This window comes from Bartonella sp. CB10SXKL (genome assembly GCF_042195515.1).
GTDB lineage: Bacteria > Pseudomonadota > Alphaproteobacteria > Rhizobiales > Rhizobiaceae > Bartonella.
Genome location: NZ_JBHION010000004.1, coordinates 82,838 through 106,997, shown reverse-complemented (window position 1 = coordinate 106,997; position 24,160 = coordinate 82,838). Strand labels below are relative to the sequence as shown.

Genomic DNA, 24,160 nt, shown 5'->3' with positions numbered 1-24,160 from the left:
ATGTCAGGTTTCATTCAGGCGGCAAAGTCACTTCTTCTATTGGAATTTGTGAGTGCTTTTTTCTTAGCTATGCGCCAATTTTTTTCACCAAAGCCCACGATTAATTATCCTTATGAAAAAGGTTTTGTATCTCAGCGTTTTCGCGGTGAGCATGCATTGCGTCGCTATCCAAATGGTGAAGAACGGTGTATTGCTTGTAAATTATGTGAAGCGATTTGTCCTGCTCAAGCGATTACAATTGAAGCTGGGCCACGGCGCAATGATGGTACACGTAGAACTGTCCGTTATGATATCGATATGGTTAAATGTATTTACTGTGGTTTTTGTCAAGAAGCTTGTCCGGTTGAGGCTATTGTCGAAGGTCCAAATTTTGAGTTTGCGACGGAAACACGTGAAGAACTTTATTATGATAAAGAAAAGCTTTTATTGAATGGAGATCGCTGGGAGCGAGAAATTGCTCGAAATATATTGATGGATGCGCCTTATCGTTAAGTGTATCGTTAAATGAGGTGTCGGATATTTTTCCGATAAATTGTAATCTGGTATGAAGTTTATACCAATTGTTTGAATAATTAAGGAGAAGCCTATGCTAACAGATCTAGCGGCGGCATTTTTCTATTTGTTTGCTTTTATTATGCTAACAAGTGCAGTTATTGTTATTACAGCACGCAATCCAGTGCATTCTGTTTTATTTTTAATCCTCGCATTTTTTAATGCAGCAGCTTTGTTTTTACTTGCAGGGGCAGAGTTTTTAGGGCTTATTCTGCTTGTTGTGTATGTTGGAGCTGTCGCTGTTTTATTTTTATTTGTCGTTATGATGCTTGACGTTGATTTTGCTGAGTTAAAGAATGGAACTCTTCGGTATGCTCCTATTGGAGCTCTTATTGGTGTTATTATCGCTGTAGAATTGATTGTTGTTTTTATGAGTAGCTATTTTTCTCCAATCTTGAGAACGCATGTTACGCAACCAATGCCAGATTTAGCCCAGCGAACAAATACACAAGCATTAGGTGATATTCTCTATACGGATTATGTTTTCTATTTTCAAATTGCTGGAATGATTTTATTGGTTGCAATGATTGGAGCTATTGTTCTAACACTTCGTCATAAATTAGGAGTAAAGCGGCAATCTATTGCGGAGCAAGTTTCTAGAACGGTAGAAAGTGCTATTGAAATCAAACAAGTTGAATCAGGCAAAGGTATATAAGGGGGCTATGTAGATGTATATTGATATTACACATTATCTCACTGTTTCTGCTTTGATGTTTACAATTGGTATTGCTGGAATTTTTCTCAACAGAAAAAACGTGATTATTATCTTGATGTCCATTGAGCTTATATTGCTTTCAGTTAATCTCAATTTTGTTGCATTTTCAGCATTTCTTCATGATCTCGTTGGTCAGGTATTTGCTTTATTTGTCTTAACCGTAGCAGCTGCTGAAGCTGCCATTGGTTTAGCAATTCTGGTCGTTTTTTTCCGTAATCGTGGTTCCATTGCGGTTGAAGATGTTAATGTAATGAAAGGCTAACCAGTGATGTATTATACGATTGTCTTTCTTCCGCTTTTGGGTTTTTTAATTGCTGCACTAGGTGGAAAAACGATAGGAGATCGTGCGAGTGAATTGATAACATGTAGCTTTATGGTTGTTGTTGCCATATTATCGTGGATAGCATTTTTCAGTACTGCACTTGGTCATATTCCAGCGATTGATGTATCGGTATTACATTGGATGACTGTTGGTGACTTAAGCTTTAATTGGGCTTTACATGTTGATGCATTAACAGCTGTCATGCTTATTGTTGTAAACAGTGTTTCGGCATTGGTGCATATTTATTCAATTGGTTATATGCATCATGATCCTTCAAGGTCTCGTTTTTTTTCTTATCTTTCTTTATTTACATTTATGATGCTTATGTTGGTCACATCCAATAATTTGATTCAGATGTTTTTTGGATGGGAAGGTGTCGGACTTGCTTCTTATTTACTCATCGGTTTTTGGTTTCAGCGCGATTCTGCTAATAAGGCCGCAATGAAAGCTTTTGTAGTTAACCGTGTTGGAGACTTTGGTTTTCTCTTAGGAATCTTTAGTATTTTTGTTTTGTTCCAATCAGTTGATTTTGCCTCTATTTTTGCAAAAGCTGCCGACAAGAGCTTTATACAAAATGTGACATTTTTAGATTGGCAATTTGATGGGCAGACGGCAATTACCATTACATGTCTTTTATTATTTATTGGTGCGATGGGAAAATCCGCACAATTTCTTTTACATACTTGGCTGCCTGATGCAATGGAAGGGCCAACCCCTGTATCAGCGCTTATTCATGCCGCTACAATGGTAACGGCTGGTGTTTTTATGGTTGCGCGTATGTCGCCAATTTTTGAACTTTCTTCGACTGCTTTGACCGTGATTATTATTGTTGGTGCAACAACAGCGTTTTTTGCAGCAACTGTGGGGTTGGTGCAGAATGATATTAAGCGTGTTATTGCTTATTCTACATGCTCTCAACTTGGTTATATGTTTGTGGCATTAGGTGTTGGAGCTTATGGCGCTGCTGTCTTTCATCTTTTTACGCATGCTTTTTTTAAAGCCTTATTGTTTCTTGGTGCAGGTTCTGTGATTCATGCTGTATCTGATGAACAAGATATGCGAAAAATGGGTGGGTTACGCAAACATATAAAGGTCACCTATTGGATGATGATGGTCGGGACCATTGCCTTGACCGGTGTTGGAATTCCAGGAACACTTTTCGGGACTGCAGGTTTTTTCTCAAAAGATGCGATTATAGAGTCTGCTTTTGCATCTCATAATATTGCTTCAGGATATGCTTTTTATCTTCTTGTTTTTGCTGCCTTTTTAACAAGTTTCTATTCATGGCGGCTTATCTTTATGACATTCCATGGTAAACCACGGGCAACAGTTGATGTGATGCATCATGTTCATGAATCGCCTCCAGTTATGTTGATTCCACTCTTTCTTTTATCTATTGGAGCAATATTTTCTGGTGTCGTTTTCCAACCTTACTTTTTTGGTGAGTTGTATAATGCTTTTTGGAAGGGAGCATTATTTACAAGCAGCCATAATCACATTCTTCATGATGCCCACCATGTCTTTAATTGGGTAAAATGGTCGCCATTTATAGCGATGCTTCTTGGGTTTATCTTAGCTTATTTATTTTATGTTTCTATTCCATCTCTTCCTAAGAAAATGGTTCGTATTATGCCAAGAACATATAACTTTCTTTACCAAAAATGGTATTTCGATCAATTATATAACTTTTTGTTTGTTCGTCCTACCTTTAGAATTGGTTCTTTTCTTTGGAAAGTGGGAGACGGTAAGATTATTGATGGTCTAGGTCCTAATGGTATTGCAGCGCGTGTTGTTGATATTACAAATAGAGTTGTTCGAATGCAAACAGGCTATCTTTACCACTATGCATTTGCAATGCTTATCGGCGTTGCATTGCTCATTACATGGATGATGATCGGGGGCGTAAACTAATGACCGATTGGCCTATTCTTTCTACGGTTACATTTTTGCCGCTTGTTGGTGTGCTTCTGATTTTGTTTATCAAAGATGATAGTGAAGTAGCACGCCATAATATACGTAATGTCGCATTTTTTACGACTCTATTTGTTTTTATTATTTCTTTAATTATTTGGATAGGATTTGATTCTAGCAACCAAAATTTTCAAATGGTTGAAAAATCCAGTTGGTTAGGGGGGGGTATTAGCTATCATATGGGGGTTGATGGTATTTCTATTCTTTTTGTTGTTCTCTCGGCTTTTCTTTTGCCTTTCTGTATTTTAGCAAGTTGGGAGAATGTTAAAGAGAGATTAAAGGCTTATATGATTGCGTTTCTTCTTCTAGAAGTTGCGATTATTGGCGTTTTTTGTGCTCTTGATGCAATGCTATTCTATGTTTTTTTTGAAGGCAGCCTTATTCCAATGTTTATCATTATAGGTGTATGGGGAGGAGCACGTCGTGTTTATGCAAGTATAAAGTTTTTCTTATATACTTTACTTGGTTCAGTGCTTATGCTGGTTGCTCTTATGGTTATGTATTGGGAGGCTGGGACACTTGATATACCAACTTTACTCAATTATCAGTTTCCTGCTCATATGCAAATATGGCTATGGCTTGCATTTTTTGCTTCTTTCGCAGTTAAAATGCCAATGTGGCCAGTTCATACATGGCTCCCTGATGCTCACGTAGAAGCACCGACAGCGGGTTCCGTTATTTTAGCTGGTGTCTTACTCAAATTAGGTGGGTATGGTTTTCTTCGTTTTTCTTTGCCTATGTTTCCTATCGCTTCAGCAGATTTTGCGCCTTTTGTTTTCACATTATCGCTTATCGCTATTATTTATACATCACTGGTTGCACTTGTTCAAAGTGACATCAAAAAACTTATTGCTTATTCTTCAATAGCGCATATGGGGTATGTGACAATGGGTATTTTTGCTGCAAATGAACAGGGGATACAAGGGGCTATTTATCAGATGCTATCCCATGGAATTGTTTCAGCAGCATTGTTTCTTTGTGTTGGGGTTATCTATGATCGCTTGCATACACGTGAAATTTCAGCGTTTGGTGGTTTAGTGAATAATATGCCTAAATATGCTGTTGTTTTCTTAATTTTCACTATGGCAAATGTTGGTTTGCCTGGAAGCTCAGGATTTTTGGGTGAGTTTTTAACCTTAATAGGTGTTTTTCAAGTAAATAAATTGGTTGTTGTTTTAGCAACAACAGGTGTTATCTTATCGGCAGCCTATGCCCTTTATCTTTATCGGCGTGTGGTTTTTGGTTCCTTGGATAAAGAGAATTTAAAAGTATTAATAGATCTTTCTTTAAGAGAAAAATTCCTCCTTTATCCAATGGTTATTCTTACAATATTCTTTGGTATCTATCCAACGCCTATTCTTAAGGCAACGGCGTTTTCCGTAGAAACCCTCATCAATAAACTGCACTAGATAAGGGAAGAATGCACATGCAAACTGAAATAATAGCGCAATTAGTCTTAATTCTTCCGGAGCTTTTAATCGCATTAGGAGCTGTCGTGCTACTTATGATTGGTGTTTATTCCAGTACACGTGCTTCTTTAACAGTGACAGGTTTAGCCATGGCACTTCTTGTGGCAACCATTATTATTCTTATAGTTTTTCCGAAAAATGGTTCATTTCAAACCAATGCGCTCGTTATCGATTCCTTTAGTCGTTATATGAAAATTTTAATGCTTATTGGTGCACTCTTTTCTCTTATCATGTCTGTTGGTTTTGCCAATGCACAAAAGTTTAATATATTTGAGTTTCCAGTGCTTGTTCTTTTAGCAACCCTTGGAATGATGTTTATGATTTCAGCGGGTAATATGCTGTCGCTTTATATGGGGTTAGAATTGCAATCTTTAGCTTTATATGTTTTAGCAGCGATTAATCGTAATAATGTGAAATCTTCTGAAGCCGGTATAAAATACTTTGTTTTAGGAGCATTATCTTCAGGGTTGCTTCTTTATGGTATTTCTTTACTTTATGGTTTTACCGGTCAAATTGGTTTTCACGAAATTGCTCTTGCTTTAAAAGGTAAGAATGTACAATTGGGGGTCATTTTTGGAATTGTCTTTATTTTAGCTGGTTTGGCTTTCAAAATTTCTGCTGTTCCATTTCATATGTGGACACCTGATGTTTATGAAGGAGCGCCCACACCGATTACAGCATTTTTTGCTGGTGCCCCTAAAGTTGCTGCAATGGCTTTAATCATCCGTATTATTGTGATGACCTTTATTCCCCTAGGGCGTGTTGATAACGTGATGCCTGCATGGCAACAAATTTTGGTGTTCATGGCGATTGCATCAATGATACTGGGTGCTTTTGCTGCAATTGGTCAAAATAATATTAAGCGCTTAATGGCTTATTCCTCGATCAGTCATATGGGCTATGCACTTGTTGGTTTATCTGCTGGAGATATGCTAGGAGTAAAAAGTGTTATTCTTTATATGACGATTTATCTTGGAATGACGATTGGTTCATTTGCCTTTATTCTTGGAATGCGCTCTCAGAATGGCAATGTTGAAAATATTTATGATCTTTCAGGGTTAGCAAAGACGAATCCTTTTATGGCTGTTGTGATGACAATACAGCTTTTTTCTTTAGCAAGCATACCTCCTATGGCTGGTTTTTTTGGAAAGTGGTATACATTTTCTGCGGCTGTCCACGCTGGACTTACTCCACTTGCTGTCGTGGGGATGATAGCGTCTGTCGTTGGGGCTTTTTACTATTTGAGAGTCATTAAAATTATGTGGTTTGATGATGCAAAAGCGCATTTTGTTGCTTTATCGAATGAGCTTCAGTTTTGTCTTAGTCTTTCTGTATTCTTTATTTTATTTTACGCGCTTTTTGGAGTTTGGTTCGCTGAGCTAGCAGAAAAAGCAGCAACAGCATTGTTTTAATGAATATGGTTTATACTTTATCAGATTTTGCACAAAAACAGGGATACACTGTTGAAGCGTACGATAGTGTTGATTCAACAAATCTCATTGCGCAACGAAAAGCGAAAACTGGTCATCAAGGTAATCTTTGGATTGTTGCACAAGAACAATCACAGGGAAGAGCAAGAAGAGGGAGGACTTGGTCTAGTCCAAAAGGGAACCTTTATTCTAGTCTTTTATTAATTGATGATATTGTACATCAAACTGCGGCTCAACTTGGCTTTGTTGCTGGAGTAAGTGTGGCAGAGGCAATAAAACAATTGATAAAAGAGGAAAAGCAGACAAACAATATTGTGAGCTTAAAATGGCCAAACGATATTTTGCTCAAAGGAGAAAAAAGCTCTGGAGTTTTGCTTGAGATTTTAAAATTGTCATCACAACAATATGCCTTGGTTATTGGTATTGGAATAAATGTGAAATATAATTATGAAGATGCACCTTATTCCACTTCAAGCTTAAAGAATATCGGTTTGCATATTGATGCAGAACAATTATTTACGGTTTTGACGGAGTGTTTTTCTAAAAATTATCTTCTTTGGAAACAACCAAAAGGATGTGAAATAATCCGAAAAAAATGGCTTTTATATTCCGCTCACCTTGGAAAACATGTCAAAGTGGTGAATGATGAAAAAGTCATTGAGGGTATTTTTGATGGTCTTGATAGTGATTTTAACTGCATCATAAAGCAAAAAGACGGTCAGACAGCCATTATAACAGCTGGAGATGTTCATTTTGGTTCCGCTGATTCTATTAATGCAGGTCGTTATTGAAAAATTATTTTACCATCAGATACCTTAATGATTTGGGAGATGTTTATGGTTGCAGCCAATAAGAATGAATTTGTTTTTTTACCTCTGGGAGGTGTAGGTGAGATAGGGATGAATTTAGCTGCTTACGGATTTGGTCCCCAAAGTCTTCGTGAATGGCTGCTGGTTGATATGGGGGTTAGTTTTGCTGGTTCTGAATTACCAGGTGTCGATCTTGTTTTGCCTGATATTCGTTTCCTAGAAAGTGAAAAACATAATATACGGGGTCTTGTTTTAACACATGCACATGAAGATCATTATGGGGCCGTTCTTGATTTATGTCCAAAGTTACAAGTGCCAATTTACTGTACGCCTTTTACGGCAGGGTTATTGGAAACTAAAAAACAATTAGATTTTGAATCTCAAAAAATTTTACTCAATATTTTTCAAGCTGGTGATTGTTTTCAGGTAGGTTCCTTTGCTGTAGAGGCTATAGCCGTTAACCATTCAATACCAGAATCTGTATCTTTAGCAATTACAACCTCTTTGGGGACAGTGATTCATACTGGTGATTGGAAAATTGATCATACCCCTTCACTCGGGGCTGTAACCGATGAAAAAAGATTTCGTGCTTTAGGCAAAAAAGGTGTTTTAGCATTACTTTGTGATTCCACAAATGCATGTCGGGATGGTATATCTCCATCAGAACAGCAAGTTCAAGCCAGTCTTTCAGAGATTATTTCCAAAGCTGAAGGGCGCGTTGCGATAGCAACTTTTTCTTCTAATATTGGTCGGATACGTTCTATTGCTCTTGCAGCTGAAGCTGCTGGACGTAAGGTGCTTGTCATTGGGCGTTCCCTTAAGCGAAGTATTATGGTTGCACAAGAGCTTGGTTATATGAATGGTTTAGCGCCATTTGTAACGGAAGATGATTATGGCTATATCTCGCGAAAAGATCTTGTTTTAATTGTCACAGGGAGCCAAGGTGAGCCATGTGCAGCTTTGGCTAAACTGTCACGTGATGGAATGAAAAATATTGCACTTTCCGCTGGTGATACCGTTATTTATTCATCACGAAGTATTCCAGGAAACGAAAAAGCGATTATTGAGGTACAAAATCGTTTCATTGATTTGGGTATTGAAATTATTACGAATGAAGATGCGCTTGTTCATGTTTCAGGTCATCCACGTCGTTCAGAACTTTTACAGATGTATGATTGGATAAAGCCACAAATACTTGTCCCTGTACATGGGGAAGCAATGCATCTTAAGGCTCAGGCAACTTTAGCACGTCAAGCAGGTATTAAAACTGTTACGGATATCAGAAATGGACATATTTTACGTCTTGCACCAAAGCCTGTAGAAGTTATTGATCAAGTTCCTGTTGGCCGCATCTATAAGGATGGTTGCTTAATTGGAGATGAAGATGAATTAGGGATTCGTGAGCGCCGCAAACTAAGTTATGCTGGTCATGTTACTATTTCTCTCCATATAAATAGTAAGCATGAATTATTAGGGGATATAGGTCTAACAATATTAGGGTTACCTGAAAGTAATGGAAAGGGGAAAAGTTTAAAAGATATTCTTTTAGATATCGTAGAAAATACAGTTTATAATATCCCACGCATGAAACAGAAAAATAATGAACTTATTCGAGAGGCAACACGACGTGCAGTGAGAGCGGCTGTTCATGAAATTTGGCAAAAAAAACCTATCTGTACAGTTTTTTTACATCGGTCAAAATAAAGAACTTTCATATTACGTTATTTAAAAAGAGAAGAGCATTTTTATTTTATTGCTAAATAAGAAAAATAGAGAATAAAGCACAATAAATTTTTAAATGATAAGATCGTTATATTTGCAAGTATTCAGAATGCGGCTATAGATGAATAGAGGGTGTGATAAATTGTTCCGATATGATAGATCTGATTAGGAGTTAATTATTTCAATGCGTCTTTCTCAATATTTCCTTCCACTTTTAAAAGAGAATCCTAAAGAAGCAGAAATTGTTTCTCATCGCTTCATGTTGCGCGCTGGAATGATTCGACAACAAACATCAGGGATTTATTCTTGGCTTCCTTTGGGAAAAAAAGTGCTTGATAAAGTTTGTAAAATTATTCGTGAAGAGCAAGAACGTGCGGGTGCAATAGAAATATTGATGCCTACAATTCAGTCTGCTGATCTTTGGCGTGAAAGCGGTCGTTATGATGATTATGGTTTGGAAATGCTCCGCATTAAAGATCGTCAAAAGCGTGATTTACTTTATGGTCCAACCAATGAAGAGATGGTAACAGATATTTTTCGCTCTTATGTTCGTTCTTATAAAGATCTTCCGCTGAATTTATATCATATTCAATGGAAATTTCGTGATGAAATTCGTCCACGTTTTGGTGTGATGCGAGCACGAGAATTTTTAATGAAAGATGCTTATTCTTTTGATCTTGATTATGAAGGTTCTAAAACATCTTATAATCGTATGTTTGTTGCTTATTTACGCACTTTTTCTCGCCTGGGATTAAAAGCAATTCCTATGCGTGCAGATACAGGTCCAATAGGGGGGGAACTCAGTCATGAATTTATCATTTTGGCTGAAACAGGAGAGAGTGCTATCTTCTGTGATAAACAATTTCTTGAACTTACCGTTCCAGATAGTTCAATCGATTTTAGTGATAAAGCTGTTTTAGATGATATTGTTAAGCAATGGACATCTTTTTATGCAGCAACGGAAGAAATGCATAATGAAGAGGAGTGGGCTAAAGTTTCTGATCATAATCGTCTTTCAGCGCGTGGTATTGAAGTAGGTCATATTTTCCACTTTGGTACTAAATATTCTGCTCCAATGGGAGCAAAAGTTATGGGACAAGATGGAAAAGAGCATGTGGTCTCTATGGGATCTTATGGTATTGGGCCTTCGCGTCTTGTTGCAGCCGCTATTGAAGCTTCTCATGATGAAAATGGTATTATTTGGCCAAAGTCGATGGCACCGTTTGATTTTGGGATTATCAATATGAAACCCGATGATGAAAAATGCACACAGGCATGTGAGTTTCTCTATCAGGGATTAAAGGAGGTTGGTTTTGATCCGTTATTAGATGATAGAAATGAACGTCCTGGATCAAAATTTGCAACAATGGATTTGATTGGTTTGCCAATGCAAGTCATTGTTGGCCCTAACAGCATTGCACAAAATGAAGTTGAAATTAAAGATCGAAAAACAGGAATAAAAAAATCTCTAAAGGTTGAAGATGTGCTCAGCCAACTTTCTATAATTTAATAGGAAATGTTATGAAGAGGCTGAAAAACAAATGCTTTTCATCTTATGAGTGGATGATCGCTTTTCGTTATATGATTCCCAATAAAAAACATGTCGTTGCATCTGTTATTTCAATTATTTCTCTTATTGGGATTATGTTGGGCGTATTTGCTCTGGTTGTTGTTATGGCGGTGATGAATGGCTTTCGTACAGAACTTCTCAATCGTATTCTTGGTATGAATGGGCATCTTATTATTCAAACAGTTGATTCTGGTTTTTCTGATTATAAGACTCTTATTTCTTCTTTAGAAACTACAAATGGTGTGAAGTTTGCTTTACCTGTTATTGAAGGTCAAGCGCTTGTTCAAGGTGAAGTTCAAGGTGGCTCTGGCGCGTTAGTTCGTGGTATGCGCAAACAAGATCTAGAAAAGCTTAAAACAGTCTCTCAAAACATTAAATTAGGATCGATTTCTCGGTTTGATCAAGAAGAAGGTGTTGCAATTGGAAGTGGCTTAGCAGAAAAATTAGGACTGACAGTTGGAAGAGATATTCGTATTATTACTCCAGATGGTGATGAGACTCCTTTTGGCGTTACCCCACGTGTGAAAGCTTATAAAGTCGTTGCTATTTTTGAAGTTGGTATGTCTGAATATGATTCAATATTTATCTTTATGCCTCTCCATGAAGCACAAATGTTTTTTAATTTGGGAGATAAGGTTCAGTCTTTGGAATTATTTCTAAATGATCCTGATGCTGTTGATCAAATAAAACCTGTTGTAGAAAAAGCAGTTGAACAACAGGTCTATTTAATTGATTGGCGTACACGCAATCAGGCTTTTTTTTCAGCCTTACAGATTGAACGAAATGTTATGTTTTTCATTCTTTCTCTGATCGTTCTTGTTGCTGCTTTAAATATTATTTCAGGGCTGATTATGCTTGTAAAAGATAAAAGTCATGATATTGCAATTTTACGCACGATGGGGGCTCAACAGAGTGCGATTTTGCGTATATTTATCATTACAGGAATGATGATTGGTTTTATTGGAACTATATTGGGTTTAGTTTTAGGTGTTATCGCGACCGCGAATATTAATCATATCCAAGATTTTATATCTTGGTTATTTAATGTCGACGTTTTTAATCCTCAACTTTATTTTTTAACAAAATTGCCTGCACAAATTGAGTGGAAACAGACCATCTTGGTTGCTATGATGGCTTTATTCTTGTCGTTTCTTGCTGCTCTCATTCCGGCATGGCGTGCTGCTAAGCTAGACCCCGTACAAGCTTTGAGGTATGAATAATGACAGCTATTTTAGAGCTTGTAGAGATTGAAAGACACTTTTTCGAGAGCCATAAGCCGCTCATTGTTTTAGATAAAGCGAATTTTATTCTTAATCGTGGAGAGCTTGTCGCACTTGTTGCACCATCTGGTGCTGGAAAATCAACACTTCTTCATATTGCTGGATTATTAGAAAAACCAACAGCTGGTGATGTGATGTTACGGGGTGTTTCTTGTGCAAAGCGCTCTGATAGTGAGCGAACAGCTATAAGACGGAATGATATTGGTTTTGTTTATCAATTTCATCATTTACTTCCAGAGTTTACGGCGTTAGAAAATGTCATGATACCGCAAATGATAGCAGGATTAAAAAAATCTATAGCAGAAGATCGTGCGCGCAAATTATTGACGTATCTGCGTGTTTCTCATCGTGCGAACCATCGTCCCTCAGAGTTATCGGGAGGAGAACAACAACGTGTTGCTATTGCACGTGCAGTAGCAAATGGCCCTTCGGTTCTTTTGGCTGATGAACCTACAGGAAATCTTGATCCAGTAACTTCAGCTTATGTCTTTCAAGCTTTATCTATCCTTGTTCGTCAGTCTGGTCTTTCTGCTCTTATTGCAACACATAATTACGCTTTGGCTAAGCAAATGCATCGTCGAATTACACTTAAAGAACAAAAGATTATAGAACTTCCTTAAAGCAAGGTACAAATTTTATACGACTAATTGAATAGTTTATATTACTTTATTCAAGGAGATTTTTTATGACAGTTTTTGTCGTTGACAAAAATCAATTAGATGCTCGTCGTCGTCGATTGATTTTTCGTGCATGGCATCGCGGTATTCGTGAAATGGATCTCATTTTTGGACATTATGTCGATGCTCATATTACTGGGATGAATGATAGAACGCTCTCTGAGCTTGAGTATATTATGTCTTTTGATGATCGTGATTTACTGACATGGATTACTGGAGAAATTTTGCCCCCCTCTGAGGTTGATAGTCCACTTTTTCGTGATATTGCCAATTATCGTACTTGCTTAAGTTATTAATCCTGATGCCTATATTTAAAAAAATTGTTATTCCCAAAAATAATTCTGTTCGTATGATTTTAGATGGCGTTACTGATGGATTTGAAGCCTTTGCGCTTGCTAAATTAAGTTCAGAAATTGCACAAGGTAAACCGCTCCTCTATGTTGTCCGTGACGGAACAAAAATTGTGCATTTACAACAAGTTTTAAATTTTATTGAGCCCAATTTACCCGTACTTCAATTTCCTGCATGGGATTGTTTGCCTTATGATCGTGTGTCACCAGGAATTGCTGTTATGGCTCGTCGACTATCAGCATTGGCACACATAGCAAATTTACGTAAAGATCCACATCCTGCAATTATATTAACAACAGCAAATGCGATTATGCAAAAGCTACCTCCTCGTGAAATGATAGAAGCTCAGCTTATTCACGCACGTGTTGGCCAGCGCAATAACATGGGAAATCTTATTCAATTTCTAGAAACTAATGGTTTTGAACGCGTTACGGTTGTCCGTGATGTTGGTGAGTTTGCTGTAAGAGGAGGAATACTTGATATCTTTTCTCCGATGGATGTTGAACCTTTACGTCTTGATTTTTTTGGAGATACCCTAGAAAGTATCCGCGTATTTGATCCAGAAAATCAAAGGACAACAGGCCAAAAAACTGAACTTTTATTACAGGCAATGAGTGAGGTTGTTCTTACACCAGAACGCATCAATCGTTTTAAAAGCAATTATACCCGTACATTTGGTGTATCACAAAAAAATAACATGCTTTATGAAGCAATTTCTCAAGGTCGGCGTTTTGCCGGTATGGAACATTGGCTTCCATTTTTTTATGAAAACCTTGATAGCTTTTTTGACCATTGTGGCAACTTACCGATAGTTTTTGAGCATCTCATAGAAGAAGTCTTCATTGAGCGCTATCGTCTTATTGAAGACTATTATAATGCGCGCAAAGAGCGCGAAAGTGATGAAAAAAATTCTACTTCTTATCATCCAATAGATCCTAGTCTTTTTTATTTAACGCCAGAGTGTGTTTTGGAAGGTGCGCAACAATCTTCGCAGCGTATTGATTTTTCGCCTTTTAATGTTCCACAAAGTTTGGAACAAACTGTTATTCACACCAATGTTAAACAAGGATATGATTTTGTAAAAGAGCGTAATGCGCAGGAAAAAAATGTTTTTTCAAGTGTTATTGATCATATCGCATCTTTACGCACTGCTGGTAAAAAAGTGCTTTTAGCGTGTTGGAGTGAAGGATCTCTCAATCGTTTGCTACAAGTTCTCGACGAGCATGGATTGAAAAAAATAGATGTTGTAAAATCCTTGCAAACTGTCAAAGCAACCCCACGAGATCGCATATTAGCAGCTGTTATCATGATAGAACATGGTTTTGAGGCTGAAGATTTGGTTATTATAGCAGAGCAAGATATCCTTGGCGATCGTTTTATAAGATCACCAAAGCGGCGTAAGAATAATACAAATTTTATTTCTGAAATTTCTGCTTTAAATTCTGGTGATATTATTGTGCATATCGACCACGGTATTGGCCAATTTGTTGGTCTTAAAACCATCAGAACCACTGGAATTTTACGAGACTGCCTTGAAATTAGATATGCTGGAGGTGATTTACTCTTTTTACCTGTTGAAAATATTGAGCTTCTCTCACGTTATGGCTCAGAAGGAACAGAGGTAACTTTAGATAAATTAGGAGGTGTTGCTTGGCAAGCACGTAAAGCTCGGCTTAAAAAACATTTATTGGAAATGGCAGGGCAATTAATCCGTATAGCTGCAGAGCGTATGACTCGTGCTGCGCCTGCTTTACTTCCACCAATTGGACCATTTGATGAGTTTGTTGCTTGCTTTCCCTATGAAGAAACGGAAGATCAAATGAATGCAATTGATGCTGTTTTGGACGATCTAGCCTCAGGTAAGCCGATGGATCGCTTGATATGCGGTGATGTTGGTTTTGGAAAAACTGAAGTAGCTATTCGAAGTGCTTTTGTTGCAGCATTAAATGGATATCAGGTTGCTGTTGTTGTACCGACAACTTTGCTTTCACGTCAACATTACAAAACGTTTATTTCGCGTTTTCAAGGATTACCGGTTAAAATTGGACATGCTTCGAGGCTTGTAAAAGCGAAAGAACTTGCACGAGTAAAAAAAGGTGTTTCAGATGGTACAATCGATATTGTCATTGGAACCCATGCATTATTAAGTGGTGCAGTTAATTTTTTACGGTTAGGCCTTCTTATCATTGATGAGGAACAGCATTTTGGTGTCAAACACAAAGAGCGTTTAAAAGAGCTTAAAAGTGATATTCATGTTCTCACACTTTCAGCAACTCCCATACCACGCACTTTAGGGTTAGCTTTATCGGGTGTACGTGAACTTTCATTGATAACAACCCCTCCCATTGATAGAATGGCGGTTCGTACTTTTATTTCACCCTTTGATGCACTTGTTATACGAGAGACCCTGCTTCGAGAATATTATCGTGGTGGACAAAGTTTCTATGTTTGTCCTCGTATTTCTGATCTGGCTTTTGTAGAAGAATATCTCAAAACACATGTGCCAGAACTGAAATTCGTTGTGGCTCATGGACAAATGCCGGCTGGACAACTTGATGATATCATGAATGCATTTTATGATGGACAATATGATGTGCTGCTCTCAACAACCATTATTGAATCAGGTCTTGATATTCCAACAGCTAATACCCTAATTGTGCATCGTGCTGAGATGTTTGGTCTTTCTGCCCTTTATCAGTTACGTGGTAGGGTAGGACGTTCAAAACAACGTGCGTATGCTCTCTTTACATTTCCTGCTGGTAAAGTTTTAACAACTGCTGCTGATCGTCGTCTTAAAGTGTTACAATCTCTTGACACCTTAGGGGCCGGTTTTCAATTGGCAAGCCATGACATGGATATCCGCGGTTCGGGCAATTTTTTAGGTGAAGAGCAATCGGGGCATATCAAAGAAGTTGGATTTGAACTCTATCAAAAAATGCTTGAAGAAGCTGTTGCTGAATTAAAAGATGGAGAGCTAAATGAAGATAAGCAATGGTCACCTCAAATTTCCCTTGGTACAACAGTGATGATACCAGAAAGTTTCGTGCCTGACTTATCATTACGTATGGGACTTTATCGTCGTTTAACAGAACTTGATGGTTTAGAACAAATTGATGAATTTGCAGCGGAGTTAATTGATCGCTTTGGTCCTTTGCCCCTTGAGGTTCAACATCTTCTTAAAGTCTTTCATATTAAAACATTGTGTCGAAAAGCACATGTAGAAAAACTAGATGTTGGACCAAAGGGGATTGTCATACAGTTTCGTAATAACTATTTCGCAAATAGTGTTGCTCTTGTTCAGTGGGTGGGAAAACAAGGTTCAATGGCAAAAATTCGACCAGATCAAAGTATTGCTCTTATTCGTGATTGGTCCTCAGCGGATGAAAGGCTTGTTGGAGCAGCGAATATTATGACACAGCTTGTCGAAATGGCAGAACAACATTCTGTTTAAAAAATTTCTTTATTGTTTCAGAACTGTTACTCATTTTTATAAAATCATTCTATAAAAACAAACAGTTATTGATTTTGTATAAGAATAAAATTTAAGTTTATAATAAAGAACCCTTTATATATTTATTTGGTTTTTATTATATACGTATTGATATAATGAAGAAAATAGATTAGACGGTTGGACCGCATTAAATAGCACTTGCATATAATAAGCTAATAAGCTCCTGTAAATTTTTTAGAAAGAAAAAATTTAGGTAAAGATAACATGCTTTCTTCATTACAAAAGTTGCTAACGATAGTTTTTTTATTACTCACTTTAATATATGGCGTAAAAAACGCTTATGCTGAGTTTAGCTTAACCGAATTATCTCTTTCTGGTTTAACGCTTGATGAGAAATATAAGCGTATTAAAGAAAGACTACAAGTTATTGAAAAGAGGATGAAATTTATTGAAAAGACATTTGCTGATTTAACACTTTCGCAAATACGTTCTCATAATATAGAACATGATAAGCTGCTACAAGAACACGGAGACCTTAATGAAGAGCGTTATAAGCTTTCTTCAAAACTAAGTGATTTAGCGCAAGAAATGGAGAATTTAGCATATAGAGCGCATAGGGCAAGAGAGTATAGAGTAGGAGAGTATGAAAGAAAATTAAGTAAAGCAACAGAATATCTAAGGTCTCGAAGCGCTTCTGAATTAGGAATGAGTGATGATACAGCAAATGTAGAAACTCTTAACGATAGAGCGATTGATGAAACGATACGACTCTATCCCTTTATGGTTCTTTCTTGTAAAATTCAAGAGAGTCTGTTGGACAGTGATATAGGGGATTTATTACGGAAAGATTTTGGTTGGAGGAAAAAAGATTTTAGATGGGCAAAAGATGCAATCAATTCAATAGATCCTGAATTAATAAAGCACTTTGAAGAACGAATGGTGATTAGTGTCTCAGATTTTGAAGAAGAGATAATTAGTGGTATAAAGGATATGGTGATGCGCAATCCTTCGAATGTAAAATCTGCTCCTTTATTATGTAGAAGCACGAGAGAAATATATAATATAATGCTGCCAGAAAAGAGAAAGAGTATTATGAATCGTATGCGTTCCCATGTTGAAGAGTTATTCAATTAAAAATTTACTCATATAAATACAGAGAAATTAAGCTGATATACTAAACAATAGTTAAAACATATTAGTAATAATATATTTTATTTTTTGAGTTATTACTTATTATTTATAATAAAGTAATATTATACACGTAATATATTATATGTTATTCTTATCATATAAGATTTAATATATATATTAAATAATAAACTCATATATCTTTTTTATGTTTTCTTTTTATGCATAATTTTTTGTGCTTGTAGTTTTTTATTTTTATCTGATTAATTGTTTTAATGACGATACATCTCATATCATAAATATTGTTTCATTAATACGATAAGAGAAATATTTTATAGCTCTAAATTGTGTTATATAGGGAAACAAAATGATACTTTGAATTCATTTTTTCTTAAAACTTAAATCATTAACGATTTATATCTTTGATGTTGTGAAAGCTGAAAAGAATTTATCATTTTAGAAGCTTCTTTTATTTGAGAAATAACTTAAAATAAATTGATAAAAGCTACATTTTTTATTCACGTTATAAAGCTGAGAGATGATATTTGTACAGAGATGCAATAATAGATGTATAATATATGAGCATAAATTTATTATGGCTTTAGGCACGTGAGATGATTCATAGGGGGGGCCTTTGTTCAGTAGTTTTATCTATAAAACTAACTCCGCTTGTGATGTACAAGTGGATAAATTTTATTGATTCAATATAAGAGAGGTTTGCGCTATTAGGATCTTTCATACAATATAGAAATAGAAAAAAGATAAATTATTATTATAAATTAATATGTTATTATATTTTAAGAAAGTTTATTATAAATAAAATATTTTCAGCAGTTATAGATTTTCTCTCTAAGAAAATGTGTTGTTTAATTAAGAAAAAAGCACTTCTTTAGTAACGTATTTTTAAACTAAACTTTTTATTTAAACGCTATAGAATATAAAATTTTTATTACAAAAGCGTATCACCATTGTTTTGTAAACAAGGGCAGAAGATTGTTCATTAGCAAAAAGTTCTCTTACAATTATGCAGAAATTTTAGACAATCAGTGGTTTTAATTCATTCAATGTTTCAATAATATCGTAGATGATTTTGTTTTTGTGTATCACACGAGGCACATAAGGAAAACAGTAAAATTTATCTGATATTTTGGAGCTTCATGCATTGCAACAACCTGTTGCTAAGGCTCTATAAGCTTAACATGAAGAGTAATAAATGTAAAAAGTTTAATTAGTAAGTTTTTTAGAGTAGTATTAGACTTTATTTTAATTAATATTGCAATATTGATTCGTTTGTGTAATCTTAGTTTAAATGCACAGAGGTATTTTATAGATAGATTATATCAAATACCAATGTGATGAAGAGGGGAATTATATGGGTGTATAAAAATAGAATGGCTCATCGTATTTTTTCTCTAAATTTGACTTTTTTTTTTATATTGAAGTAAAAATAGTAAAATTAATTGTTATTTCATTATAATTTAATAAATTTAAGTTGGAATTACATTTAATATTTTTTTTAAAGTTACTTAAGAGCGCGTTGAAAGGATTAACTTAATCATGTCGCATAAAAATGTTTATTCTGCTGTTTCAGTATTAGTTGGAGCCGCTGCCCTTTTTCTTATAGCTGGTATTTCTGCAAATGCGCAAACTTTATCACAAGGTTGGTACAAAGTTTGCAGTAAGCAGCATGATGTTGATATTTGTAATACAATGAATACTGTATTATCGAATACGGGACAACCTTTAACGGCTTTTAATCTTGTTGAAATAAAAGGGAAGCAAAATGAAAAACGTATAGGTATTCAAGTACCTACTGGGCGTTTTTTGCCAGAAGGTGTTCACATTAAAATCGGTGACGAGTTCTCTAAAAAAATTCCTTATATTATTTGTAATGGACCAAGTTGTATTGCTAATGATGTCTTAGATGATAAGCTTATAGCAGCTATGAAAAGTGGAACAAAAATGGTTGTAACCACAGTTAATTTTCGTGGTTCAGCTAATCCTATTGAATTTTCTCTTAATGGGTTTACAGCAGCCTATACCGGTCCTGGTATGGAGGAAAAAGATTTCCAACAAGAACAAATAAAGCTGCAGCAAGCCATTCAATCAAAGCAAAAAGAAATTGAAGAGCGTATGCGGGCTGAGCAAGAAAAAGCAAAACAAAAGTAATAAACCCACACTATAGAATTGGTTGAAACGTTTTCTATAATTGTTTATTTGAACCGCCACAGTTTTCTGTGGCGGTTTTTTTAATCCTTAATTTTTCGAAAGAATTCTGCGTTTCCACCAACCAATACGTTCAGTTTTGGAAGAATCATTAGGCGTTGATGAAATAACAACGGATTGATTAATTGTTTCTTCAATTTGGGAAGGAGAGGTTTCTACAACTTCCTCCATCTCGATTACAGTTTCTTGCTCTAATATTTTTTGTATTTGCGTCTCTTTAGAAGATGATTTTTTACGTGTTCCACGTGTTGATTTTTTACTCTTTTCAAGAGCTTTATCTTCTACCTCATGAATAGATTTGTCTGCTTTTTTTGTTTTAGCTTTACGCATCGAACTGGTTGTAGGTTTTTCTTCAAGAGATTTTTGTTCTGCAACATTTTGATCATTCTCTAAAGAAAGCTGATTTTCTACTACTTTTGAAGAACGTGTTTTACGTTTTTTAGGTTTAATACTTGTATCAATTTTTTCAGATTCACCCTGTTGTTGTATATCTAGAGCTTGTGTATTATTTGTTGTTTCTTCAAGTTCAAAAGATTTAGTAGGCGAAATACGACGTTTGCGATGCGCTGCTTTAATTTCTGCCAAAGCTTTCTTAGCAAAATCTCCCACTGGTTCTGCGTAAGGAACGCGAATCTGATGAAAACTATTATCTTGATTGCGTCGACCACCACGACGTCCTCGACGACGTCCTCGACGATAAGAATCATCATTCAAAGTATCTTCTTTTTTATGAACGTTGGAGAGAGAATGATCAGTAATTTCACCGTGACGATTTTTGCGCCTACGCTTTTGGTTTGTTTCAATGGGAGAAGGATTTTCAATAGATTCACTCTTTATGAAAACAGAATCTTCAATTTCTTGCTCATTGGCATCTTCCAATGAAGATCGAGAAATGCTCTCTGCTATTGAGCCTTTAGAAATAACAAGATGTTGCGTTCCAATACTATCATCTGCTTCAATACTAATATTAAGCTTAAAACGAGCTTCTAAATTAACAAGAATGTTGCGTTTATGATTTAATACATAAAGCGCTGTTGCTACGGGTGTGCGCACGATAATATTATATTGCGAATTATGAAGAAGATATTCTTCAATTGAGCGCATGACATGTAACGCAATGGATGATTCAGAACGTATATTTCCTGTTCCTGCGCAATGCGGGCAGGGCTGTGTTGTACTTTCTAAAACCGATATGCGAATACGTTGACGACTCATTTCTAAAAGGCCGAAGTGTGAAATATGACCTACTTGAATACGAGCACGATCGTTTTTTAAACAATCTTTTAATTTTTTTTCGACCAGCTTCACATTGCGTTCTTCAAGCATATCAATAAAATCAATCACAATTAAACCAGCAAGGTCACGCAAGCGTAATTGCCGCGCTACTTCTTCAGCAGCTTCAAGGTTAGTTTGTAAGGCTGTCTTTTCGACAGAGAATTCTTTCGTGGAGCGGCCAGAATTTACGTCAATAGCAACAAGTGCTTCTGTTTGATTAATAACAAGATAACCACCAGATTTTAAAGAAACTTGTGGTTGCAACATTTTATCAAGTTGAATTTCAATATTATTTCTTGCGAAAATGGGTGTAGGATCACGGTAAGGTTGCACAACTTTTGCATGACTTGGCATGAGCATACGCATAAAGTCTTTCGCTTCACGATATCCTTGGTCTCCAGAAACAAGAATTTCACTAATGTTCTTATTGTAAAGATCTCGTATAGAACGCTTGATGAGATTGCTTTCTTCATGGACAAGGCATGGCGCCGTTGACTCGAGTGTCAAAGTGCGAATAGTATCCCATAACCGCATAAGATATTCATAATCACGTTTAATTTCAGCTTTTGTTCTATTGGCACCAGCAGTTCGTAAGATAACGCCCATACCTTTTGGAACAGCTAATTCTTTTACGATTTCTTTAAGACGCTTACGGTCTTGTACGTTCGTAATTTTTCGTGAAATACCACCACCACGTGCTGTGTTGGGCATTAGAACAGAGTAACGACCTGCTAGAGATAAATATGTTGTAAGGGCAGCACCTTTATTACCACGCTCTTCTTTGATAACTTGTACCAACAAAATTTGACGTCGTTTAATGACTTCTTGAATTTTATACTGGCGCCCTTGTTTTCTTTGATAAATTGGGAGCTCTTCACGGATGTCCTCAGCACCGACCATTTCGATCTCATCATCAGAGATATCGGCATTTAATGCTTCTTCTGTATTATCAATTATTGTCGCTTCAGATGTGATGTCACTTTCAATATCTGCTGCTATGACATTGTTTTTTCCATTTTTTTTTGTTCTTCTGGAGCGTTTTTTATTTTTAGTTGCTTCTTCCGTAAAGGTATCTACAGAATTTTCTCCTATAGCTGCTTTTTCCTCTTCTTCAAGAAGAGCAAGTCGATCAGCAATAGGAATTTGATAATAATCAGGATGAATTTCAGAAAATGTTAAAAAACCATGTCGGTTTCCACCATATTCAACAAAAGCTGCTTGGAGAGACGGTTCTACACGCGTAATCCGTGCGAGATAAATATTCCCCTTGAGCTGTTTTCTATGTTCTGATTCAAAATCAAGTTCTTCAATTTTGTTGCCGTGAACAACAACAACACGAGTTTCCTCCGGATGGGAGGCATCTATAAGCATTTTGTTTGACATAAGTTAATATCCTGAAGGCGACATGCACAATTTTATTCAAACGAACGCTATAACTATTCGTAAACATAAAAGGCTGTCTGCCATAAAAGGGAGGTACCAGAAAAACAGGACGGAACACCACGTGCAGAGGCATGACTGCATTTACACCATTTCTCATCATTATTTCCATCTGTTTTTTATGACTCATATTTCTTAAAAGTCTCCGGTAAAATAATCTTTAAAACAGTTCGGATATCCGAACCAACGAATCTTAAGTAATGCAATCCTAATATTATAACATAGAAATTTTTCATCCATAAAAAAGTCTCAACGCATAATAGGCAAAAAACCTCTAAAGACAACTTAATATGAGTTACAGATAATTTAGATGACTATTATCAGCTAGGAAGCATAAATATTCTTTTATGTTGATATCATGCGTTTGGCAAGTAACAATGTAAATCATGTATAATTATAATATCTTTATGACCTTAATTTCGTTTTTGGGTGTTTATTTAGCTTTTATTGAAAAATAGAGAATAAATTGGTGTATCATTTTATATAACCAAGATAAATTATTACAAAGGTAATGTAGAGTATTTTGCTTATGATAAGAGTTTTTTTTACCAAAAAGCTGAAAACAGCTTATGGGGATGTTATTGTGCTCGTCACATACTTTTTATTATCTTTTTTTCTACTCCAAACCAGTGTTCAAGCCGCAGATCCTCTGAGACTTATTAATTTTCGAACCATTGGTGATAGTGTTCATACGCGTATTATTGCGGTTTTTAATTCAAAACCAAATGTTCGTTTACAGATTTTGGACAGGCCAGCACGTTTGGTTATCAATTTACCTACAATTGACTTTTCGATGCAAAATACGCCTTTAAAGAAACGGAATACATTATCCGTTATGCTTTCAGATGTACGTTATGCTTTCTCTGATATACAGACTTCACGCATTATTTTGACAAGTAAAACGGCTTTTGTGGTTGAAAAAAATGTCGTAAAAAAATTAAATAATGGTTTATGGCAGTTGCTGATTGATATTCGTAAAAGTACACAAGAAAAATTTGATGAGACATTAAAAAAACAGCAAAGAAGCAATTTTGATACACAAACACAGTTAATGCCAGCATATAATTTCCGTGTTGTTCTTGATCCTGGTCATGGTGGTATTGATGGTGGTGCACGGGGTGTTACTGGAATTTTAGAAAAAGATGTGACTTTAGACTTTGCGCGTGCATTGCGAGACGAATTACAAAAGGATTCTCATATTACCGTTGCTTTAACACGAGATTCCAATATTTTTTTAAGACTAAGTGAAAGAGTTAAAAAAGCGCAAGAGTTTGATGCTGATCTTTTTATATCTATTCACGCGGATACGATTGATTTACATTCTCTTCGCGGTGCTACAGTGTATACCATATCAGAAAAAGCATCTGATGCCATTGCAAAATCTTTAGCTGAAAATGAAAATAAAGTTGATTTGCTTGATGGTTTGCCTGCAGATGAAACGCTCGAAGTTACAGATATTTTGATGGATCTTACACGACGTGAAACACATACATTTTCGGTTAATTTTGCAAATAGTGTTATTTCAAGTTTATCAAAGAATCATATTAACTTGATTAATAACCCACATCGGTATGCTAATTTTCAAGTTTTAAGAGCTTCAGATATACCCTCAGTCTTGATAGAGATAGGTTATTTATCCAATAAAGAGGATGAAAAGTTACTAAATGATCCTCATTGGAGAAAACAAATGGCAGCCTCTATTGCTCATTCTATTCGTCAATTTGCTGATTATAGGCAGAAAATGATACAGCCTCTTTAAATTTGTGAGAAAA

The 24,160-nt window shown here is 35.9% G+C and carries 17 protein-coding genes; 16 read left to right on the top strand and 1 reads right to left on the bottom strand.

Going from position 1 to position 24,160, the window contains the following annotated elements; translation table 11 throughout:
- From nuoI to ACFIK3_RS03610, 15 genes are all read left to right on the top strand, one after another.
- Positions 1 to 492 (top strand): NADH-quinone oxidoreductase subunit NuoI, encoded by a 492-nt coding sequence (gene nuoI / locus ACFIK3_RS03680; RefSeq protein ID WP_273723184.1) that lies wholly within the window; start codon positions 1 to 3, stop codon positions 490 to 492.
- Between the two features lie 94 nt (positions 493 to 586).
- Positions 587 to 1,207, top strand: coding sequence for an NADH-quinone oxidoreductase subunit J (locus ACFIK3_RS03675; protein ID WP_375676270.1), 621 nt, complete (start codon positions 587 to 589; stop codon positions 1,205 to 1,207).
- Positions 1,208 to 1,220: 13 nt separating this feature from the next.
- The gene (nuoK, locus tag ACFIK3_RS03670; protein ID WP_273791275.1) at positions 1,221 to 1,529 is read left to right on the top strand and encodes an NADH-quinone oxidoreductase subunit NuoK; all 309 of its coding nucleotides are present in this window, start codon (positions 1,221 to 1,223) and stop codon (positions 1,527 to 1,529) included.
- Between the two features lie 6 nt (positions 1,530 to 1,535).
- On the top strand, positions 1,536 to 3,500 hold the full coding sequence (gene nuoL / locus ACFIK3_RS03665) for an NADH-quinone oxidoreductase subunit L (protein WP_375631157.1): 1,965 nt from the start codon (positions 1,536 to 1,538) through the stop codon (positions 3,498 to 3,500).
- Complete coding sequence (locus ACFIK3_RS03660; protein WP_273791287.1) at positions 3,500 to 4,969, top strand: NADH-quinone oxidoreductase subunit M; 1,470 nt, start codon at positions 3,500 to 3,502, stop codon at positions 4,967 to 4,969. The genes nuoL and ACFIK3_RS03660 overlap by 1 nt, the downstream gene beginning before the upstream one ends.
- Before the next feature lie 17 nt (positions 4,970 to 4,986).
- Entirely contained in the window at positions 4,987 to 6,441 is a 1,455-nt protein-coding gene (nuoN, locus tag ACFIK3_RS03655; protein ID WP_375676269.1) for an NADH-quinone oxidoreductase subunit NuoN, read from the top strand.
- Positions 6,441 to 7,250, top strand: coding sequence for a biotin--[acetyl-CoA-carboxylase] ligase (locus ACFIK3_RS03650; RefSeq protein ID WP_375631153.1), 810 nt, complete (start codon positions 6,441 to 6,443; stop codon positions 7,248 to 7,250). The genes nuoN and ACFIK3_RS03650 overlap by 1 nt, the downstream gene beginning before the upstream one ends.
- 45 nt (positions 7,251 to 7,295) lie before the next feature.
- Positions 7,296 to 8,972: a ribonuclease J gene (locus ACFIK3_RS03645; protein WP_273791272.1), complete on the top strand. Its 1,677-nt coding sequence runs from the start codon at positions 7,296 to 7,298 to the stop codon at positions 8,970 to 8,972.
- A gap of 202 nt (positions 8,973 to 9,174) precedes the next feature.
- Positions 9,175 to 10,500, top strand: coding sequence for a proline--tRNA ligase (gene proS / locus ACFIK3_RS03640; RefSeq protein WP_375657769.1), 1,326 nt, complete (start codon positions 9,175 to 9,177; stop codon positions 10,498 to 10,500).
- A gap of 11 nt (positions 10,501 to 10,511) precedes the next feature.
- Positions 10,512 to 11,780 (top strand): lipoprotein-releasing ABC transporter permease subunit, encoded by a 1,269-nt coding sequence (locus tag ACFIK3_RS03635; RefSeq protein WP_273791270.1) that lies wholly within the window; start codon positions 10,512 to 10,514, stop codon positions 11,778 to 11,780.
- Positions 11,780 to 12,460, top strand: a complete 681-nt coding sequence (locus ACFIK3_RS03630) for an ABC transporter ATP-binding protein (RefSeq protein WP_273791269.1) — start codon at positions 11,780 to 11,782, stop codon at positions 12,458 to 12,460. Before ACFIK3_RS03635 ends, ACFIK3_RS03630 begins: the two co-directional genes overlap by 1 nt.
- 65 nt (positions 12,461 to 12,525) lie before the next feature.
- A complete protein-coding gene (locus ACFIK3_RS03625) occupies positions 12,526 to 12,813 on the top strand; it encodes a succinate dehydrogenase assembly factor 2 (protein ID WP_273791268.1) in 288 nt (95 codons plus the stop codon).
- 5 nt (positions 12,814 to 12,818) lie between these two features.
- Positions 12,819 to 16,319, top strand: a complete 3,501-nt coding sequence (gene mfd, locus ACFIK3_RS03620; RefSeq protein WP_375676268.1) for a transcription-repair coupling factor — start codon at positions 12,819 to 12,821, stop codon at positions 16,317 to 16,319.
- 264 nt (positions 16,320 to 16,583) lie between these two features.
- Positions 16,584 to 17,453, top strand: a complete 870-nt coding sequence (locus ACFIK3_RS03615) for a hypothetical protein (protein ID WP_375676267.1) — start codon at positions 16,584 to 16,586, stop codon at positions 17,451 to 17,453.
- Positions 17,454 to 19,004: 1,551 nt separating this feature from the next.
- Positions 19,005 to 19,616 (top strand): invasion associated locus B family protein, encoded by a 612-nt coding sequence (locus ACFIK3_RS03610; protein WP_273791265.1) that lies wholly within the window; start codon positions 19,005 to 19,007, stop codon positions 19,614 to 19,616.
- 87 nt (positions 19,617 to 19,703) lie between these two features.
- Here ACFIK3_RS03610 and ACFIK3_RS03605 read toward each other — a convergent pair whose 3' ends face one another.
- Positions 19,704 to 22,331: an Rne/Rng family ribonuclease gene (locus ACFIK3_RS03605; protein ID WP_375631149.1), complete on the bottom strand. Its 2,628-nt coding sequence runs from the start codon at positions 22,329 to 22,331 to the stop codon at positions 19,704 to 19,706.
- A gap of 586 nt (positions 22,332 to 22,917) precedes the next feature.
- Here ACFIK3_RS03605 and ACFIK3_RS03600 point away from each other — a divergent pair.
- A complete protein-coding gene (locus ACFIK3_RS03600; protein WP_273791263.1) occupies positions 22,918 to 24,147 on the top strand; it encodes an N-acetylmuramoyl-L-alanine amidase in 1,230 nt (409 codons plus the stop codon).
- Positions 24,148 to 24,160: the final 13 nt, after the last annotated feature.

What these genes read in the sequence shown, in the direction of transcription:
- nuoI (WP_273723184.1), top strand. Translation starts at nt 1, where the DNA reads ATGTCAGGTTTCATTCAGGCGGCAAAGTCACTTCTTCTATTGGAATTT.
- ACFIK3_RS03675 (WP_375676270.1), top strand. Translation starts at nt 587, where the DNA reads ATGCTAACAGATCTAGCGGCGGCATTTTTCTATTTGTTTGCTTTTATT.
- nuoK (WP_273791275.1), top strand. Translation starts at nt 1,221, where the DNA reads ATGTATATTGATATTACACATTATCTCACTGTTTCTGCTTTGATGTTT.
- nuoL (WP_375631157.1), top strand. Translation starts at nt 1,536, where the DNA reads ATGTATTATACGATTGTCTTTCTTCCGCTTTTGGGTTTTTTAATTGCT.
- ACFIK3_RS03660 (WP_273791287.1), top strand. Translation starts at nt 3,500, where the DNA reads ATGACCGATTGGCCTATTCTTTCTACGGTTACATTTTTGCCGCTTGTT.
- nuoN (WP_375676269.1), top strand. Translation starts at nt 4,987, where the DNA reads ATGCAAACTGAAATAATAGCGCAATTAGTCTTAATTCTTCCGGAGCTT.
- ACFIK3_RS03650 (WP_375631153.1), top strand. Translation starts at nt 6,441, where the DNA reads ATGAATATGGTTTATACTTTATCAGATTTTGCACAAAAACAGGGATAC.
- ACFIK3_RS03645 (WP_273791272.1), top strand. Translation starts at nt 7,296, where the DNA reads ATGGTTGCAGCCAATAAGAATGAATTTGTTTTTTTACCTCTGGGAGGT.
- proS (WP_375657769.1), top strand. Translation starts at nt 9,175, where the DNA reads ATGCGTCTTTCTCAATATTTCCTTCCACTTTTAAAAGAGAATCCTAAA.
- ACFIK3_RS03635 (WP_273791270.1), top strand. Translation starts at nt 10,512, where the DNA reads ATGAAGAGGCTGAAAAACAAATGCTTTTCATCTTATGAGTGGATGATC.
- ACFIK3_RS03630 (WP_273791269.1), top strand. Translation starts at nt 11,780, where the DNA reads ATGACAGCTATTTTAGAGCTTGTAGAGATTGAAAGACACTTTTTCGAG.
- ACFIK3_RS03625 (WP_273791268.1), top strand. Translation starts at nt 12,526, where the DNA reads ATGACAGTTTTTGTCGTTGACAAAAATCAATTAGATGCTCGTCGTCGT.
- mfd (WP_375676268.1), top strand. Translation starts at nt 12,819, where the DNA reads ATGCCTATATTTAAAAAAATTGTTATTCCCAAAAATAATTCTGTTCGT.
- ACFIK3_RS03615 (WP_375676267.1), top strand. Translation starts at nt 16,584, where the DNA reads ATGCTTTCTTCATTACAAAAGTTGCTAACGATAGTTTTTTTATTACTC.
- ACFIK3_RS03610 (WP_273791265.1), top strand. Translation starts at nt 19,005, where the DNA reads ATGTCGCATAAAAATGTTTATTCTGCTGTTTCAGTATTAGTTGGAGCC.
- ACFIK3_RS03605 (WP_375631149.1), bottom strand. Translation starts at nt 22,331, where the DNA reads ATGTCAAACAAAATGCTTATAGATGCCTCCCATCCGGAGGAAACTCGT.
- ACFIK3_RS03600 (WP_273791263.1), top strand. Translation starts at nt 22,918, where the DNA reads ATGATAAGAGTTTTTTTTACCAAAAAGCTGAAAACAGCTTATGGGGAT.